This window comes from Pseudomonas sp. LBUM1646, from assembly GCF_059716165.1.
The window spans coordinates 2736336-2752949 of the sequence record NZ_CP166810.1; the positions used below are offsets into that span (position 1 = coordinate 2736336).

Genomic DNA, 16614 nt, shown 5'->3' on the forward strand with positions numbered 1-16614 from the left:
AAGGTCAGCCGGACAGGTGACTAACACGCCAAGCACCGGAATATCCCGGACACAGGCCTGGTGGGTCATTGACCGATGCAGGGCCTGCGGTGAACATCGGCTTTCGCATCCCCAACAGGCAGGCACATGTCAGGTTCAGAAATCGATAGGCCCGGCACCGAAACATCGCTGCGTGAAGACGCGTTGCAGCCCACCACCATCGGCAGCTACACCGTGGCCATCGCCCGCGCGCTGGACGCCAGTGGCGTGGACAGCAAGCGGATTTTCACCGCCATCGGCATTCCGCTGGACGTCTCCACCGACCCGATGACCCGCCTGCCGGCCGCGACAATGACGAAGTTGTATCGCGCCTGCGTCGATGTAACCAACAACCCGTATTTCGGCCTGACCGTGGCCAAGCACATTCACCTGACCCACTTGCATGCCTTGGGTTATTCGTTGGCGGCCAGCGGCACGTTGATGGATTTCTGTCGGCGCCTGGAGCGCTATTTTCGCCTGGTGTCCCAGGTCGCCAAGGCCAGTCTCGACCAGTCTGGCGAGCAGGTGTTGATGCGCTTCGATCACCTGCTCGCCCTCAGTAGCGAAACCGAAGATGCGTTTTTCGGCTTTCTGATTCGCACCATGCGCTTGCTCTACACACAGGAATTCAAACCTCTGCGCGTGGAATTGTGCCGGCCGATGCCCCATGAAGGCGCCGGACCGTATGAGGCGTTGTTCCGGGCACCAGTGTTGTTCGGGCAGGCAAGCAGCCTGCTGGTCTTCGACAAGGCTGACCTGGACCAGGCGCTCAGCGGTTCCTGCCCGGAACTGGCTCAGGTCAACGACAACATCATCATCAGTTACCTGGCGCGGCTGGACAAAAGTGACGTGATCACCGGCGTGACCCAGAAAATCATCGAGTTCCTTGCGGACGGTGACTGCAGCCGCGAAAAGGTCGCCAGTGCGCTGTGCATGAGCCCGACCAAACTGCAGCTCAAACTGTCCCAGCGCGGCACGCATTTCCAGCAACTGCTCGATGACACGCGCAAGGAACTGGCGTGCAGTTACCTGCGCCAGGCCTCGCGGCCGGTGACCGAAATCACTTTCCTGCTGGGTTTCAGCGACACCAGCAACTTCACCCGCGCCTTCAAGCGCTGGACCGGACTGTCGCCGACGGACTTCCGTCAGCAGTTCTGAGCCTGCCAAGCCTGCGCTCGACTTGTATCCGCTGCCGAGCCTGCTTTCGGTTTGTAGCAGCTGCCGAGGCACGAGGCTGCGTTCGGCGGCGAAGCCGTCGTCAAGCCCGAGCACACGGTCCCTCTGAAACACCGCAGCGCCCGATTTCACGACGGCTTCGCCGCCGGACGCAGCCTTCGGCAGCTGCTACACGAGCCGGACGCAGCCTTCTCCGGCTCTGAATCAACCGCAACTGGCGAAGCAATCGGCCATGTAGCAGCTGCCGAGGCACGAGGCTGCGTCCGGCGGCGAAGCCGTCGCAAAACCCGAGCACACGGTCCCTCTGAAACACCGCAGCGCCTGATTTCACGACGGCTTCGCCGCCGGACGCAGCCTTCGGCAGCTGCTACACGAATCGGACGCAGCCTTCTCCGGCTCTGAATCAACCGCAACTGGCGAAGCAATCGGCCATGTAGCAGCTGCCGAGGCACGAGGCTGCGTCCGGCGGCGAAGCCGTCGTCAAACCTGAGCACGCGGTCCTCCTGAAACACCACAGCGCCTGATTTCACGACGGCTTCGCCGCCGGACGCAGCCTTCGGCAGCTGCTACACGAGTCAGACGCAGCCTCGTGCTTCGGCAGCTGCTACACGAGCCGAACGCAGCCTTCTCCGGCTCTGAATCAACCGCAACTGGCGAAGCAATCGGCCACGTAGCAGCTGCCGAGGCACGAGGCTGCGTCCGGCGGCGAAGCCGTCGTCAAACCTGAGCACGCGTTCCCCCTGAAACACCGCAGCGCCTGATTTCACGACGGCTTCGCCGCCGGACGCAGCCTTCGGCAGCTGCTACACGAGTCAGACGCAGCCTCGTGCTTCGGCAGCTGCTACACGAATCGGACGCAGCCTTCTCCGGCTTTGAATCAATCGCAACTGGCGAAGCAATCGGCCATGTAGCAGCTGCCGAGGCACGAGGCTGCGTTCGGCGGCGAAGCCGTCGTCAAACCTGAGCACGCGTTCCCCCTGAAACACCGCAGCGCCTGATTTCACGACGGCTTCGCCGCCGGACGCAGCCTTCGGCAGCTGCTACACGAGTCGGACGCAGCCTCGTGCCTCGGCAGCTGCTACAAAAGAGTGTGTTTCGCCTGAGGTTCTCTTAACGGCTCCCCCATAAATTGCGCTGACCGACGATTTGGCCCAATTGACCGGCACCCTGCCGGCTGCTCGCGATACAACAGCTTCGACCGATCCGGACAACGCCCCCGTTAAGTGGCACGCCGGCCAGTCGCATGTTCTTGAATCAGCCAAGGCGAGCACGCTAGATGAATAACAACAATAAGATCTGCCATCCAAATCTGCGACGTGGGCTCCTGGCATCGGCGGTTCTCGCCGGGCTGGGCATGAGTCCCGTCTACGGGTTTGAGTTCAACACCGGCAATGACGACCTGTCGGTACGCTTCGACAACACGCTCAAGCTCAACTACGCGCAACGTGTCGAGGTGCCGAACAGCAAGCTGGCCAATACGTGGAACAGCAACGACGGCAACCGTAATTTTTCCTCGGGCAGCCCGGTGTCCCAGCGCCTCGACGTGTTGTCGGAACTGGATGTGGTATTCAAGCAGAACATGGGGTTTCGGGTCAGCGCCAACAGCTGGTACGACCATGCCTATGAAGACACCGGCAGCACTAACCCGTCGACCAATCAACTCAACAACGGCAGGCCGGACTCGAACCATCAGAGTGGCTACGTTGACCGTTACTACAACGGACCGTCCTCCGAATTTCTGGACGCCTTTGTGTTCGGCAGCACCGAGATCGGCGACGAGTCGCTGCTCAGCGGCAAGCTGGGCAAGCACAACGTGTACTGGGGCGAAAGCATTCTGGCGTTCGCCCATGGCAACAGTTATGGCCAGGCTGGCCTGGATTTGACCAAAGCGCTGACCGTGCCGGGTACCGAATCCAAAGAGCTGTTCATTCCGCGCAAACAGTTGTCCACCAGCCTCACCATCAACACCGAATTGACCCTGGCCGCGCAGTATTTTTTCGGCTGGGACGCCTCGCGCATTCCCGAGTCCGGCACCTACCTGGGCTTTAACGACGGCATTCAGAACGGTGGGCACAACCTGTCGCTGATCGGCGGCGCCAACCCGTTTTTCGGCACGCCCGGACCGGTAGGAGCGAATCAATTCCTGCGCCTTCAAAACGGCCACACCTTTACCCCAAGCCAAAGCGGTGACTTCGGCGTCATGGCCAAGTGGAGTCCAGAGTGGCTGGACGGCACCCTCGGTTTCTACTACCGCAAAACCTCGGACATGCTGCCCAACATTGCCCTGCAACCGACCGCCGTCGGCATCCCGCAGCTGATCTCGGGCAACGCCGGCAGTTACAACCAGTTCTACGTGGATGACATCGATATCTACGGCATCAGCCTGGCGAAAAACATTGCAGGCATCAGTTTCGGGCTGGACGTGAACTATCGCCACAACATGCCGCTGTCCAGCGTGCCGGCCACCGTCAACCCTTCGCCGGCAGCGGCGGGGCAGCCGGGCGTCATCAGCAGTTTCAACGGCGAAAACGGCGTGGCCCGCGGCAACACAGTGCACGCGGTGCTCAACGGCTTGACCACCTTCGGTCCGACACCGCTCTGGGACACCGCGCCATTGCTGGTGGAAGTGGCTTACAGCCGCTGGCTGGACGTGACCGACAACCAGCAGTTGTTCAAAGGTGATGACTGGTACCAGGGCATCGATAAGGTCACCAAAGACAACTACATCATGGGGATGAACTTCACCCCGACCTGGTACCAGGTATTTCCCGGCATCGATATGTACCTGCCGGTCAGCTACAACGTCGGCCTGGCGGGCCAGTCCTCAGTGCAACTGGGCGGCAACAAAGGCACCGGCAGCTACTCGGTGGGCGTGGGCATGGACGTACGCACCCAGTACCGCTTCGACCTCAAGTACGTCGATAACTTCGGCGACTTCGACACCTGCGGCTCCGCCGGCAATGCCGCGGCACGTGGCGATGGGGCCGCTCCCGGCGCCAACGGCCAATACAACTGCGTGCCTGGCCAGGCCACTTCGTTTGCCGGTATCCCTGCGCAGCTCAAGGATCGCGGCATGGTCGCCCTCACATTCAAAACCACCCTCTGAACCAAGAGCCGTGCGTTAACAGGAGTCACCCATGTATTTCATCAAATCCATCCTGGCCAGCGCCCTGGCGCTGACCGTTGCCACCTCTGCCTACGCGGCAGTCAGCGCCGATCAAGCCGCGAAACTGGGCACCAGCCTGACCGCCGTCGGCGCGGAAAAAGCCGCCAATGCCGATGGCACGATTCCGGCGTATACCGGTGGCCTGACCACGGTCCCGGCCGAGTTCAAAAGCGGCGACTCGTTCCGCCCGGACCCGTTCGGTAATGAGAAACCGCGCCTGGTGATCACCAGCAAAAATCTCGCCGAGCAGAAAGACAAACTCACCGCCACCGCCCAAGCGTTGTTGACCCGCTACCCGACTTATCGTCTGGACGTGTACCCGACCCACCGCAGCGTTGCCATGCCTAAAGCCGTGCTGGAAAACACCGCGAAAAACGCCGTGACCGCCAAGACCACCGACGGCGGCCTGAGCTTTGAAAACGTCTTGCCTGGCGTGCCGTTCCCGATTCCGGCCGACGGTAACGAAGCAATGTGGAACCACTTGCTGCGTTACCAAGGCGTAGCGATGACCAACAAGTACGATTCCTGGAACGTTGATTCCTCCGGTGCCGCCTCTCTGAGTTCCACCGGCAACTTCTTCATCGAATACCCGCTGTACTCGCCGGTACGTCCGGTGGGGCCGGTGTCGGCCGACGAGGTGTTCTACAAAATCAAACTGGCTTACTCAGGCCCGGCCCGTCGCGCCGGCGAAGCGCTGTTGCTGATGGATTCGGTCAACCCGTTGAAACAGCCGCGTCGCGCCTGGCAGTACTTGCCGGGACAACGTCGGGTGAAGCTCGCCCCGGACCTGGCCTACGACACGCCAAACCCCGGCACCGTTGGCGCCGCGACCTATGACGATGCGTTCCTGTTCAACGGCGCGATGGACCGCTATGACTTCAAACTGGTCGGCAAAAAAGAACTCTACGTGCCGTATAACACCTACAAGTTGAGCTACCACAAAGACGCGGCTGACGTGATGAAGGCCAACCACGTCAACCCGGATCTGCTGCGCTGGGAGCTGCACCGCGTCTGGGTGGTCGAGGCCACGCTGAAACCGGGCAAACGCCACATCTACAGCAAGCGCACCTTCTACCTCGACGAGGACAGCTGGATAGCCCTGGCGTCCGACGAATATGACGCCCGTGGCCAACTCTACCGTGGCGGCTTCTCGCACCTGACTTACAGCTACGACGTGCAAGCCCCGGACACCATCAACCACATGCTTTATGACCTGGTTTCCGGGGCCTACAACATGAACGGTTTCTACGGTCCTTACGGTGGCTTGAAGTACATCGAGCCGCTGTCCAAGGCACAGTGGTCTGCCGAGTCGCTGGCGGGCACCGGCATCCGTTAACCCCCACGATTCCTGTAGGAGCTGCCGAGTGAAACGAGGCTGCGATCTTTTGATCTTCGGTGCCTTCAAGTACGCCGAAAACAAAATCAAAAGATCGCAGCCTTCGGCAGCTTCTACAGGGATCGGTGGTGTTTGAACCCGAGATAATAAAAATGACAACGATCAAGTGGTTTTTACTGGCCGCATTGGCGACTGCGATAGCGGTACCGTTTACCCATCCGGCGGTGGCCGGCGAATTTGCCGATGTACTCGATACGCCTGCATTGCCCAGCGCCCTGGCGACCCACGCCACGTTGACCGGGCTGGCCGGGGCCGGCGAGCGGGTGGTAGCCGTGGGGCAGCGCGGGCACATTCTTTACTCCGATGATGCCGGCCAACACTGGCAGCAGGCCTCGGTGCCGGTCAGTTCCGATCTGGTTGCGGTGAACTTTCCAAGTTCGCAACAAGGCTGGGCGGTGGGCCACGACGGCGTAGTGCTGCACAGCAACGACGCCGGCCAGACCTGGAGCCGTCAACTGGACGGGCGTCAGGTCGGGCCGATCATGCTCGCTTACTACCAGCAGCAACTCGCCAGCCAGCCGGATGATGCCGAGCTGCAAGCGCGGGTCGCCGACGCTCAACGCATGGTCGAGGAGGGTGCCGACAAACCCTTTCTCGATGTGTGGTTCGAGAACGACCGTATCGGCTACATCATTGGTGCTTTCAACCTGATTTTTCGCACCGATGATGGCGGCCAGCACTGGACCCCGTTGCTGGAACGCACCGACAACCCGAATGCATTGAATCTTTATGCGATACGGCCGGTGGGTGACGACCTGTTCATTGTCGGCGAGCAAGGGCTGGTGCTGAAACTGGATCGCGCCAGTGATCGCTTCAAGGCCACGCCTACGCCTTACAACGGCAGCTTTTTTGGCATCACCGGCAAACCTGGTATCGCGTTGGTGTTCGGTCTGCGCGGCAATGTTTTTCGCAGCACTGACGATGGCGTCAGCTGGAACAAAATCGAGCTTGGCCTGCCCATCAGCATCACGGCCAGTACCGTCACCGCCGATGGCCGGATCGTTCTGGTCAGCCAGGCCGGGCAAGTGCTGGTCAGCGTTGATGACGGCGTCAGTTTCCAGATTCAACCCAACACCACACTGGCCCCGGTGGCCGCCGCGCAGATGGCCAGCGGCGATTCACTGGTGCTCGCGGGCACCCGTGGTCTGCGGCAATTGCCCCTCGAATAAGCGTGGCATAACAAAGAGAACAGCATGATGGGTCACTACGAACTCGAAACAATGCCGGTCATCCGCGAGCTCAAGGGCTTCGATGCGCGCTCCGGTAACGCCCTGGAACGGCTGATTTTCAACAACCGGTTGTGGGTGGTACTGGCCTGTCTGCTAGTGACGCTGGCGTTGAGCTTCTTCGCCTCGACCCGGCTGACACTTAATGCCAGCTTCGAAAAAATGATCCCGCAGAGCCAGCCTTTCATCAAAAACTACCTGGAAAACCGTCAGGCCCTGCGTGGCTTGGGCAACGCGGTGCGGGTGGTCGTGGAGAGCAGCAACGGCGATATTTTCGACCCGCATTACCTCGATGCCCTGAAGGCGATCAACGACGAACTGTTCGTGACCCCAGGCGTCGATCGAGCCTGGATGAAGTCCCTCTGGACCCCGGCCGTGCGCTGGACCGAAGTCACCGAGGAAGGCTTTCAGGGTGGCCCGGTGATGCCCGATTCCTATGATGGGTCGGCCCAGAGCGTGCAGCAGTTACGACAGAATATCGCGCGTTCGGGGATCGTCGGCAGCCTGATCGGCAACAACTTCAAGTCGAGCATGATCTTCGTACCGCTGCTGGAGAAAGACCCGGTCACCGGCCAGGGCATCGACTACCACCAGTTCTCCCAAACCCTGGAAGAAAAACTGCGCAACCAATACGAATTCGAAGGCCGCGTCCATGTGGCGGGGGAAGAGGGCAAGGGCCCGCTCAAGATCCGTGTGATCGGCTTCGCCAAACTGGTCGGCGACCTGCTCGACGGGCTGATGCAGGTGATGTTGTATTTCGGCGCCGCCGCGCTGATTGCGACGGCGATCATTTTTTACTTCACCCGCTGCGTGCGCAGTACCGCGCTGGTGATCCTCTGCTCCGTCATCGCCGTGGTCTGGCAGCTCGGCCTGGTGGCGCTGTTCGGATTTGCCCTGGACCCGTTTTCGATCCTGGTGCCGTTCCTGGTGTTCGCCATCGGCGTGTCCCACGGCGCGCAGAAAATGAACGGGATCATGCAGGACGTCGGGCGCGGCACCCATCAACTGGTCGCCGCGCGCTACACCTTCCGCCGCTTGTTTCTGGCCGGCCTCACCGCGTTGCTGGCCGATGCCGTGGGGTTTGCGGTGTTGATGTTGATCGATATTCCAGTGATTCAGGATTTGGCTATTACCGCGAGCATCGGCGTCGCGGTGCTGATCTTCACCAACCTGGTGCTGCTGCCGGTGCTGCTGTCCTATTGGGGCGTGAGTCGCAAGGCTGCCGTGCGCAGTTTGCGTGCGGAAAACGAAGAGCTGCGCGGTAAAGGCATGGGCGCGCTCTGGAGTTTTCTCGACAAGTTCACCGAACGCCGCTGGGCCACGATTGCCGTGACCGTGGCGGGCATGTTGGCGGTGGGCGGGATTGTCGTCAGTCATCACCTCAAGATCGGCGACCTGGACCCCGGCGCCCCGGAACTGCGTGCCGATTCGCGCTACAACCGCGACAACGCCTACATCACCGCCAACTATTCGCTATCCAGCGACCAGTTCGCAATCATGCTCAAGACCCCCAGCGAAGGCTGCCTGAAATACGAGACGCTGGTGGAGGCTGATCGCCTGGGTTGGCTTTTACAGCAGCAACCCGGGGTGCAAACCACCGTGTCGCTGGTCAATGCGGTACGGCAGATCACCGCCGGTTCCTACGAAGGCAATCCGAAATGGCTGACCATCGCCCGCAACCAGAACGTGCTGAACTATGGCGCGCAGCAGGCTTCGGTCAGCAGCCCTGACCTGTTCAACAACGATTGTTCGATGATGCCGATCGTCGCCTACCTGTCAGATCACAAGGCCGAAACCCTCGATCGCGTGGTGCAAGTCGCTGAAACCTTTGCCCGCGAGCACAGTAACGGCGAGCGTCAATTCATGCTCGCCGCCGGCAGCGCCGGGATCGAGGCGGCCACCAACATCGTCGTGCGCGACGCCAACCGGACCATGTTGTTGTATGTGTATGGCGCGGTCATTGTGCTGTGCTTCATTACGTTCCGCAGTTGGCGAGCGGTCGTGGTGGCCGTGGTGCCATTGATGCTGACGTCGATTTTGTGCGAAGCGCTGATGGTCTGGCTTGGTATGGGGGTCAAAGTCGCGACGCTGCCGGTGATCGCCCTGGGTGTGGGGATTGGCGTGGATTACGCGTTGTACCTGCTGAGCGTGCAACTGGCGCAGCAGCGTGCCGGGTTGTCGCTGACCGAGGCGTATCGCAATGCGGTGGCGTTTACCGGCAAGGTTGTGGCGCTGGTGGGAATCACGTTGGCGGCAGGGGTGATTACCTGGGCCTGGTCGCCGATCAAGTTCCAGGCGGACATGGGCATCCTGCTGACGTTTATGTTTATCTGGAATATGGTCGGGGCCTTGGTGCTGATTCCGGCGCTGTCGCACTTTCTGCTGCGTAAAGTGCGCTAGACCACACCTCAATCAGGCATCGTGCAACAGGTCATTGGCGTTGAGCAGCTCGTAGGCAATCTCCGGGCGCTTTTCCAGGCTGCGGCGAATGGCGGCGGGGATCGCGGCGCGGGTCTTGCGGCACAGGCCCGGCAGTTCCTCGATCTGAATGCCGATACCGCGCATGGTCCGCACCTCATTGAAGCTGGGGATCAATTCCACACGAATGCCCAAACGCTCGCGCATCAGCTGTTGCAGGTGCGCAAGGTCGGCGAGGTCTTTGAGGTTTTCCAGGCGTTCGAGCAGGCGCTTTTCGTCCTGGCGGGTCAGGAACAGGATGCGCACATCCGCGCCGGGCGTTTCCAGCAACGGGTCACGCCCGCAGATGCAGGCGCCAGGTGGGCAGGGGGAGCGAATCGGAGCCGGGGTCGTCATGGGCTCAATCATAGAGGCCCGTGAGCGGTTTTGCCCAGAGTGTTCGAGGCAGGCATCCATGCAAGCCTGCCCCTGTTACTCACGCGGGTAAACGTTGGTGTTTAGGGAGCGGCCGGCCCCTCGTACTGCACGAGGATCGCGTTGGCCAGGTCTTCGTCGGTGGCGTTCAGACCTGGGTTGTCCTGACGGATCTGTTGCAACACCGCTTCCATGTAGACCCCGCGGATCGCGCCGTTACTGGCGACAAACGCAGAGACGTCATCCCGGGCTGGAATCACCATTTTGTGGTCTTTGAACGTCGAATACAGGGATGCGGAAACACCCGCCGAGGTCGCGACATCCTTGCCGCTTACGGCCAGAGCTGACCCGATGGGCAAGCACAACATCAGAGAAGTAATGAGTAACATGCGGCGCATGGCGTCGTCCTCCAACAGCGTAAAGCGAAAAGGAAGTAACACATTACTTAGGAGGTGCGGCGAGGCTCAGGAGTTCCGCATAACCCCGAAGGCTGCGAGCTTTTGATTTTGATTGTTAAAAACAGGATCAAAAGATCGCAGCCTTCGGCAGCTCCTACAGGGATTGGGGACATCCGTTCAAGCGATCGGCACAGGAGAGCGGGTGCACCGTTGGTCTCAAACAAGCGCGTGTATGGAAATAGGCTTAAATAACCACAGGCTGGAGTCGATAACTTCTTCAGAACCGCCATTTTCAGCGTCCAACAGGGAAACAGCCAGTGTCCATAAAACTACGTTTACTTCTGTTGATTGGCACCGGCCTGCTCACGGCATTGATCATGAGCCTGGTCAGTTACCTGGGGAACACCCAGATGGCCCAGGCCGTGAACGACAGCGAGGTCAGCATGGCGGCGCTGCGCAACCACCTCGAAGCCGACATGATGCACGATGCGCTACGCGCCGACGTGTTGTCGGCGATGCTGGTGGGCTTGGGCAAAAGCACCAGCAGCAAGGCCGAGGTGCACAGTTCCATCGAGGAGCATGCGACGCGTTTTCGTGAGGTGCTGGGTGAGAACCTCAAGCTGCCGGTCAACGCCACCATCATGGCCGGTCTGAACAAGATCAAGCCAAGCCTCGACACCTACATCAGTGCCGCCGAACGCATTGTTGGGGTCGCACTGGAAAATCCTGAGGCCGCACAGCAGCAATTGAGTTCCTTTAACAGCGTGTTCACCCAACTGGAAGGTGAGATGTCGGCGTTGAGCGAGCTGATTGAAACCAACACTCAACAAGCCAGCCAAGGCACTCAACAAGCCATCAGCCACGCCAACATCGCCCTTGGCAGTGTCCTCGTCGCCAGCCTGTTGTTGCTGTTAGCCCAGGGCCGTTGGGTGATTCTGAGCATCATGGGACCGTTGCGCTCGGCCATTCGCATCGCCGACAGCATCGCCCATGGCAACCTCAGCGAACCGATCATCGAACCCACCGGCAACGACGAAGCCAGCAACCTGATCCGCACCCTGGCGACCATGCAACGGGACTTGCGCGGCATGATCGAAGTGGTGCGCAGCAACGCCCACGGTGTCAGCGGCATGAGCCAGCAATTGAGCAACGGCTGCCACGAAGTCGCTGGCAGCAGCCAGCAGCAAAGCGTCGCCGCCAGCACCATGGCTGCGGCGGCCAGCGAAATGACCGCCAGCATCGAGGAAATCACCCGCCACGCCAACCGTGCGCTGAACATGGCCAACCAGGCCGAAGAACTGGCCAAGGACGGCGGCAAGGTGATTCATCAAGTGGTCAGCGACATGGACGGTATTGCCCGCTCGGCGCAGCAATCGGCCCAGGTGATCCGCACGCTGGACAAGGAGTCCGAGGGGATTTTCAGCATCATCCAGGTGATCAAGGGCATCGCCGACCAGACCAACCTGCTGGCGCTGAACGCCGCCATCGAGGCGGCGCGTGCCGGTGAACAGGGCCGTGGTTTTGCCGTGGTGGCCGACGAAGTCCGCAGCCTGGCGGGCCGCACCAGCGCGTCCACCCAGGAAATCGCCGCGATGGTCGCACGTATCCAGCAAAGCACCCGCGAGGCCGTCACCAGCATGGAGGCCGGCGTGGCTCAGGTCGACAAAGGCATGGCCGTGACTGCCGACGTCGAGCGCGCTATCCGCGAGATTCTTGAGGCGACGTTAAACACCACGCAACTGGTCAACGACATCAGCCGCACCATCGGCGAACAAAGCCTGGCCAGCAACGAAATCGCCCATCAGGTGGAAATGATCGCCGGCATGTCCGAAGACAATAGCAAGGTCATTGGCCGCACGGCTTCGACCACGGATGAGTTGTCGACGCTGGCGGGGCAGTTGTCGCAGTCGGTGGATCGCTTCAGGCTTTAAGCGCTTTCCTTGCGGGGCAACCGGCCCAAGTGCTGTATGGTCCTGTCGCCCCCAAGGAGAGTTGAAATGATTGATTTGGCAACCTGGAACCTGACGATCCCTGTAGGGACGCCCGCCAAAGTCATCGATACGCCGCGACTGGTGGATGGCTATTCCGACACGTATTTTCGCTCCGGCGATAACCTCTTTTTCTGGGCTCCGGTCACCGGGTCCAGCACTTCCAAGTCCGAATTTCCCCGCAGCGAACTGCGTGAAACCCTGAGTGACGGAACGCTGCGCAACTGGACCTACCCGGAAGCCGATCACCGGCTCAAAGCCGTGTTGAAGGTCAATCAAGTGCCTTCAACGGGCCGGATCGTGATCGGGCAAATCCATATCTATCAAGACAAAGGCCCGCTGCTGAAAGTGGAGTATCAGTACGACACCGCCAGGAAAAAGGGTGATGTGATTGCCAACTATCGGCTGAAGCCGGGCAGGGAAGACATCACCGTCGTGATTGCCAGGGACATTGCGCTGGGCAAGCCATTCTCTTACGAAGTTCGCTTCAGTTCTGCCGGCTATTTGAATGTCAGTTCCCAGGGGTATAGCTGGGGCAAGCAAATCAGTTCGAGCTGGAAGAACAAGCTGCTGTACTTCAAGGCCGGGGTGTATGCGCTGGATAACGCAGGCTATAAAAATGAAGGGGGACAGGTGACGTTCAGTCAGTTGGATGTGGCGCATACCCGGCCCTGAAAGAGGTCGCTAGTAAGGGCCTCTTCGCGAGCAGGCTCGCTCCCACATTGGATCGGTGTCGTGCACAAATCCCCTGTGGGAGCGAGCCTGCTCGCGAAGGCATCAGCCCAGACGCCTAAAGGCTCAAATCTACTTAATCCCCTGTTCATACTCATCCCTGGCAGCCCGGAATCCCTCAGCGTTTTCCATCACCCAATCCCACAACGGAATCATGTTCTCCAACAACCCGGTGCCCAGCGCGGAGAGTTGGTACTCCACCCGTGGCGGCACTTCCTGATAGTCATGGCGCAACACCAACCCATCACGTTCCAGCGTGCGCAACGTGCGGGTCAACATGCGCTGGGTCACGCCGTCCATGCGCCGGCCGATCTCGGCGTGGCGCAGCGGCCCGGCCACTCCCAGGGCATACACAATGCTCAGCGACCAGCGATTGCCTGCGTGAGTCAGCACGTCGCGCTTGAGTCCGTCGTCCTCGGCGCTCAACGCTTCGCAGGCGCCTTGTGACCGCTTGATGATGTCTGAAATGTCCACTCGCTTCTCCGGTATCACCCGTGTGCCTACTTATGCGCGGCGTCGAAGGGTGCCAGCATGATTGCTGAATTTCAGTGATCTTGCGAACAGGAGAGACACGATGGGCCACAACGAAAACACTGCCTCCCGGAATATCCTGGTGCTCGGCGCCGGCGAACTGGGCATGGCCGTGATGCGCGAACTGGCCGCCCAGGCCTCGGGCGCTAGCGTGACCGTGCTGCTGCGCGCGTCGGCCATCGACACACAAGACCCGACCCGGCTCGCGCAACTGTCCGAGCTGAATGCACTGGGCATCAAAACCCTGGCGGGCGACATCGCGAAGGATTCGGTCGGCGAGCTGGCGACGCTGTTCGCAGGCTTTGACACGGTGATCAGTTGCGTCGGGTTTGCGGCGGGGCCGGGCACCCAGACCAAACTGACGCACGCGGCGATCGAGTCCGGGGTTAAGCGTTACTTCCCATGGCAGTTTGGTGTGGATTACGACGTGATCGGCGCTGGCAGTGCGCAGGACTTGTTTGACGAACAATTGCACGTGCGCAATCTGTTGCGCGCCCAACAACGTATCGAATGGGTGATCGTCTCGACCGGCATGTTCACCAGTTTCCTGTTCGAACCGTCCTTCGGCGTGGTCGACCTGGCCAACAATACGGTCCATGCGCTTGGGGACTGGGATACACGATTGACCATCACCACGCCTGAGGACATCGGCCTGCTGACTGCCGCGATCGTATTCAAGCAGCCAGCGTTCGTGAACCAGATGGTGTATGTGGCTGGCGATACCATCACCTACGGGCAATTGGCTGACACGGTGGAATCCGCAGTCGGGCGCCAGATCGCGCGGGTGCAGTGGGGTGTGCCGCTGCTCAAGGCTGAACTGGCCAAGCGGCCGGATGATCAATTGAGCAAATATCGGTTGGTGTTTGCCGAGGGCAGGGGAGTGGCTTGGGATAAGGCGGGGACGTTCAATGCGGAAGAGGCCATTGACGTGGTGACGCTTAAGGGGTGGGTTGCCAGGCATTCTGGTAGCTGGGGCGTTTGAGGACCTCATCGCGAGCAAGCTCGCTCCCACATTGGATCTGTGGCGTACACATCAAGTGTGTCCACCAACAATCCCCTGTGGGAGCGAGCTTGCTCGCGAAGGCGTCAGCCCAGACACCCCTTATCTCAGCAATGAACTGCTATGCCACGGTCAGATACGAAACGCCTGACGCCCCACCAGCAACCATTTCCCATGCTGCTTCTGCCAAATCTGCAAGTTCTCGATCTCGGTCGGCACCACTTCCGTACCGTTGAGCGCCTGCGCCGAGAAGTGGTTACGCACCAGCGCCGTATCGCCCGAGAGGGTAATGGTCTGCTTCTGCATTTCCAGGGTCTTGAACGCGCTTTTACCGGTTTCGATATCGGCGATAAAGGCTGCCTTGTCCTGGACCTTGCCGCTGGAATGCCCGTAGCTCAGGTTGGTCGCCGTCAGCTTTTGCAGTTCGGGAATGTCCTTGTGCAGCATGGCTTGGGTCAGGTGATCGACGGCTTGCGCCACGTCTTTCTCGGCGGTCGCCGGGGCGGCGGCGACGTAGCCGCTGAAGAGGCAGAGAAAACCGATCAGCAATTTGGCTTTTTGCATGGGTGTTTCCTTGTTGTTGTGGGGGAGTCGAGACTGATTGAATTCATCAGTCGTCGTACAACTTAGCAGATATTTTGCCGGGCAAACAGAAAGAGCTTTTGGCCGACATCACCATTTGTCGGGCGCGAGGAACGGCCTTTCAACTCGTTCCTTCCAAGGGAAAACGACCCTTGGGAGCCCAACCATGAGTGATGACCCTAAGCAGGAAGCCTTGACCGCCTGGTACAAGCTGCTCAGGCAACCCGAAATCCGCATGGACAGTGAAGAGCACTACGACGAACTGCTGAAGGCCGCCGATGAGATGGAGCGCACCGGGTTGATCAACGGCGCGGAGTGGCGCGTGCTGGTACGGGAGGCGGGCGTTGCCTTCGCCAATTCGATTCAGGGAATCGGTGGTGGAACCTGATGAGCAAAGCGATCAGCGCCCGAGACCTGGGCATCCACTTGAAAAAAGGCGATGAAAGCGCCCTGTTCAAATGGTTTGTCGCCAGCTTCCTGATGGGCAAGCGCATCCAGGCGGACATCGCCGCCCAGGCCTATCGAGTGATTGTCGAAAAATACACCCGCGACACCGCGCGCAAACTGGCGGGTTGTACCCATCGTAAGCTGGTGGCCATGCTCGGCGAAGCCCATTACGTGCGTTACGACGAAACCACGGCCGAGCGCCTGCGCCACCTGGGCAAAAAACTCAGCGATGAATACGCCGGTAAAATCGGCGCCATTCATAGCGCCAGCGAAGACCGCCAGGCCTTCGAAAAACGCCTTGACGCGTTCGAAGGGGTAGGCCCGAAAACCATCGAAATCTTTATGCGCGATGCGGCGGCGGTGCTCTATTGAGTCCGCTCTACATCGGTTGCGCGGGCTGGAGTTTGCCTCGGGAATACTGGCCGCTGTTTCCTGACGCCGGCACCCATTTGCAACGGTACTCGACGCAACTGCCGGCAGTTGAAATCAACAGCTCGTTCTATCGTCCGCATCAGCCGCAAACGTATCTGCGCTGGGCTCAATCGGTGCCGTCAGCGTTTCGATTTTCGGTCAAGCTGCCCAAGCTCATTACCCATGTGCAGCGCTTGCAACACTGCGAAGCTTTGCTCGACGAGTTCCTGGCGCAGTGCCTGAAATTGGGTGACAGATTGGGTTGCCTGCTGATTCAGTTGCCGCCGTCGCTGGCCTATGACGCCACGATGGCTGCGGATTTTTTCCGCATGCTGCGGCACCGCTATGCGGGCACCGTGGTGCTCGAACCCCGCCATGAAACCTGGCGCGCGGCCAGCGGTTTACTGATCGAACACCGCATCGGGCGAGTCGCCGCCGATCCCTCACCGATCACCGGCGGCACCACGCCGGGTGGATGGTCCGGGGTGCGTTATTGGCGGCTGCATGGCTCGCCGCGGATTTATTACAGCGACTATGACGTGGGACGATTGCAGGTGTTGGCGCAGCGAATGCGCAGTTCGATGGAAGAGGGCGCTGAGACGTGGTGCGTCTTTGATAACACGGCGAGCGGGTTTGCGTTGGGGAATGCGTTGAGTTTGCGGGCGCTGATGGAACCATCAGGTTGATGGTATCCACCCAGTCGCCGATTGA

At 60.2% G+C, this 16614-nt stretch carries 15 protein-coding genes and 1 pseudogene; 12 read left to right on the forward strand and 4 right to left on the reverse strand.

The annotated features are described in order from the left end of the window. Positions 1-126: 126 nt before the first annotated feature. The 5 genes from ACA071_RS12605 (at position 127) to ACA071_RS12625 (ending at position 9382) form a co-directional block, all read left to right on the forward strand. Positions 127-1176: an AraC family transcriptional regulator gene (locus tag ACA071_RS12605; protein ID WP_497644647.1), complete on the forward strand. Its 1050-nt coding sequence runs from the start codon at positions 127-129 to the stop codon at positions 1174-1176. Positions 1177-2470: 1294 nt separating this feature from the next. Next, a complete protein-coding gene (locus tag ACA071_RS12610; RefSeq protein WP_497644648.1) occupies positions 2471-4300 on the forward strand; it encodes a DUF1302 domain-containing protein in 1830 nt (609 codons plus the stop codon). Between the two features lie 31 nt (positions 4301-4331). Then, positions 4332-5696 (forward strand): DUF1329 domain-containing protein, encoded by a 1365-nt coding sequence (locus ACA071_RS12615; protein WP_497644649.1) that lies wholly within the window; start codon positions 4332-4334, stop codon positions 5694-5696. Between the two features lie 152 nt (positions 5697-5848). Next, positions 5849-6925, forward strand: a complete 1077-nt coding sequence (locus ACA071_RS12620) for a WD40/YVTN/BNR-like repeat-containing protein (protein ID WP_497644650.1) — start codon at positions 5849-5851, stop codon at positions 6923-6925. Positions 6926-6952: 27 nt separating this feature from the next. Continuing rightward, complete coding sequence (locus tag ACA071_RS12625; RefSeq protein ID WP_497645296.1) at positions 6953-9382, forward strand: efflux RND transporter permease subunit; 2430 nt, start codon at positions 6953-6955, stop codon at positions 9380-9382. A gap of 12 nt (positions 9383-9394) precedes the next feature. Here ACA071_RS12625 and ACA071_RS12630 read toward each other — a convergent pair whose 3' ends face one another. Together ACA071_RS12630 and ACA071_RS12635 are read right to left on the reverse strand one after the other, a co-directional pair. Beyond that, on the reverse strand, positions 9395-9796 hold the full coding sequence (locus ACA071_RS12630) for a hypothetical protein (protein ID WP_497644651.1): 402 nt from the start codon (positions 9794-9796) through the stop codon (positions 9395-9397). A gap of 101 nt (positions 9797-9897) precedes the next feature. Continuing rightward, the gene (locus ACA071_RS12635; protein WP_497644652.1) at positions 9898-10212 is read right to left on the reverse strand and encodes a DUF2388 domain-containing protein; all 315 of its coding nucleotides are present in this window, start codon (positions 10210-10212) and stop codon (positions 9898-9900) included. Between the two features lie 317 nt (positions 10213-10529). Between ACA071_RS12635 and ACA071_RS12640 the strand changes: the two are divergent. The 3 genes and pseudogenes from ACA071_RS12640 to ACA071_RS12650 form a co-directional block, all read left to right on the forward strand. Further along, a pseudogene (locus ACA071_RS12640) lies at positions 10530-11285 on the forward strand (HAMP domain-containing protein); the annotation flags it as partial. A gap of 132 nt (positions 11286-11417) precedes the next feature. Beyond that, positions 11418-12143 carry a methyl-accepting chemotaxis protein gene (locus ACA071_RS12645; protein ID WP_497645297.1) on the forward strand — a complete coding sequence of 242 codons (726 nt, stop codon included), beginning with the start codon at positions 11418-11420 and terminating at the stop codon, positions 12141-12143. A gap of 66 nt (positions 12144-12209) precedes the next feature. Beyond that, the gene (locus ACA071_RS12650) at positions 12210-12875 is read left to right on the forward strand and encodes a polysaccharide lyase family 7 protein (protein WP_497644653.1); all 666 of its coding nucleotides are present in this window, start codon (positions 12210-12212) and stop codon (positions 12873-12875) included. A 129-nt stretch (positions 12876-13004) separates the two neighbouring features. On the opposite strand, the gene ACA071_RS12655 is transcribed toward ACA071_RS12650, so the two are convergent. Continuing rightward, complete coding sequence (locus ACA071_RS12655) at positions 13005-13406, reverse strand: winged helix-turn-helix transcriptional regulator (RefSeq protein WP_497644654.1); 402 nt, start codon at positions 13404-13406, stop codon at positions 13005-13007. A 100-nt stretch (positions 13407-13506) separates the two neighbouring features. On the opposite strand from ACA071_RS12655, the gene ACA071_RS12660 reads away from it, so the two are divergent. Next, complete coding sequence (locus ACA071_RS12660) at positions 13507-14445, forward strand: aromatic alcohol reductase (RefSeq protein WP_497644655.1); 939 nt, start codon at positions 13507-13509, stop codon at positions 14443-14445. A gap of 150 nt (positions 14446-14595) precedes the next feature. On the opposite strand, the gene ACA071_RS12665 is transcribed toward ACA071_RS12660, so the two are convergent. Further along, on the reverse strand, positions 14596-15027 hold the full coding sequence (locus ACA071_RS12665) for a nuclear transport factor 2 family protein (RefSeq protein WP_463260272.1): 432 nt from the start codon (positions 15025-15027) through the stop codon (positions 14596-14598). A gap of 184 nt (positions 15028-15211) precedes the next feature. On the opposite strand from ACA071_RS12665, the gene ACA071_RS12670 reads away from it, so the two are divergent. From ACA071_RS12670 to ACA071_RS12680, 3 genes are read left to right on the forward strand one after another with little or no spacing between them, the layout of a single operon-like run. Beyond that, complete coding sequence (locus ACA071_RS12670) at positions 15212-15433, forward strand: hypothetical protein (RefSeq protein WP_497644656.1); 222 nt, start codon at positions 15212-15214, stop codon at positions 15431-15433. Then, a complete protein-coding gene (locus ACA071_RS12675) occupies positions 15433-15864 on the forward strand; it encodes a DNA methylase (protein WP_497644657.1) in 432 nt (143 codons plus the stop codon). The genes ACA071_RS12670 and ACA071_RS12675 overlap by 1 nt, the downstream gene beginning before the upstream one ends. Beyond that, the gene (locus tag ACA071_RS12680; RefSeq protein ID WP_497644658.1) at positions 15861-16589 is read left to right on the forward strand and encodes a DUF72 domain-containing protein; all 729 of its coding nucleotides are present in this window, start codon (positions 15861-15863) and stop codon (positions 16587-16589) included. The genes ACA071_RS12675 and ACA071_RS12680 overlap by 4 nt, the downstream gene beginning before the upstream one ends. The last annotated feature ends 25 nt before the right edge of the window (positions 16590-16614 follow it).

Coding starts and splice junctions, on each gene's coding strand:
- ACA071_RS12605 (WP_497644647.1), top strand. CDS start 127: ATGTCAGGTTCAGAAATCGATAGGCCCGGCACCGAAACATCGCTGCGT.
- ACA071_RS12610 (WP_497644648.1), top strand. CDS start 2,471: ATGAATAACAACAATAAGATCTGCCATCCAAATCTGCGACGTGGGCTC.
- ACA071_RS12615 (WP_497644649.1), top strand. CDS start 4,332: ATGTATTTCATCAAATCCATCCTGGCCAGCGCCCTGGCGCTGACCGTT.
- ACA071_RS12620 (WP_497644650.1), top strand. CDS start 5,849: ATGACAACGATCAAGTGGTTTTTACTGGCCGCATTGGCGACTGCGATA.
- ACA071_RS12625 (WP_497645296.1), top strand. CDS start 6,953: ATGGGTCACTACGAACTCGAAACAATGCCGGTCATCCGCGAGCTCAAG.
- ACA071_RS12630 (WP_497644651.1), bottom strand. CDS start 9,796: ATGACGACCCCGGCTCCGATTCGCTCCCCCTGCCCACCTGGCGCCTGC.
- ACA071_RS12635 (WP_497644652.1), bottom strand. CDS start 10,212: ATGCGCCGCATGTTACTCATTACTTCTCTGATGTTGTGCTTGCCCATC.
- ACA071_RS12645 (WP_497645297.1), top strand. CDS start 11,418: ATGGCTGCGGCGGCCAGCGAAATGACCGCCAGCATCGAGGAAATCACC.
- ACA071_RS12650 (WP_497644653.1), top strand. CDS start 12,210: ATGATTGATTTGGCAACCTGGAACCTGACGATCCCTGTAGGGACGCCC.
- ACA071_RS12660 (WP_497644655.1), top strand. CDS start 13,507: ATGGGCCACAACGAAAACACTGCCTCCCGGAATATCCTGGTGCTCGGC.
- ACA071_RS12665 (WP_463260272.1), bottom strand. CDS start 15,027: ATGCAAAAAGCCAAATTGCTGATCGGTTTTCTCTGCCTCTTCAGCGGC.
- ACA071_RS12670 (WP_497644656.1), top strand. CDS start 15,212: ATGAGTGATGACCCTAAGCAGGAAGCCTTGACCGCCTGGTACAAGCTG.
- ACA071_RS12675 (WP_497644657.1), top strand. CDS start 15,433: ATGAGCAAAGCGATCAGCGCCCGAGACCTGGGCATCCACTTGAAAAAA.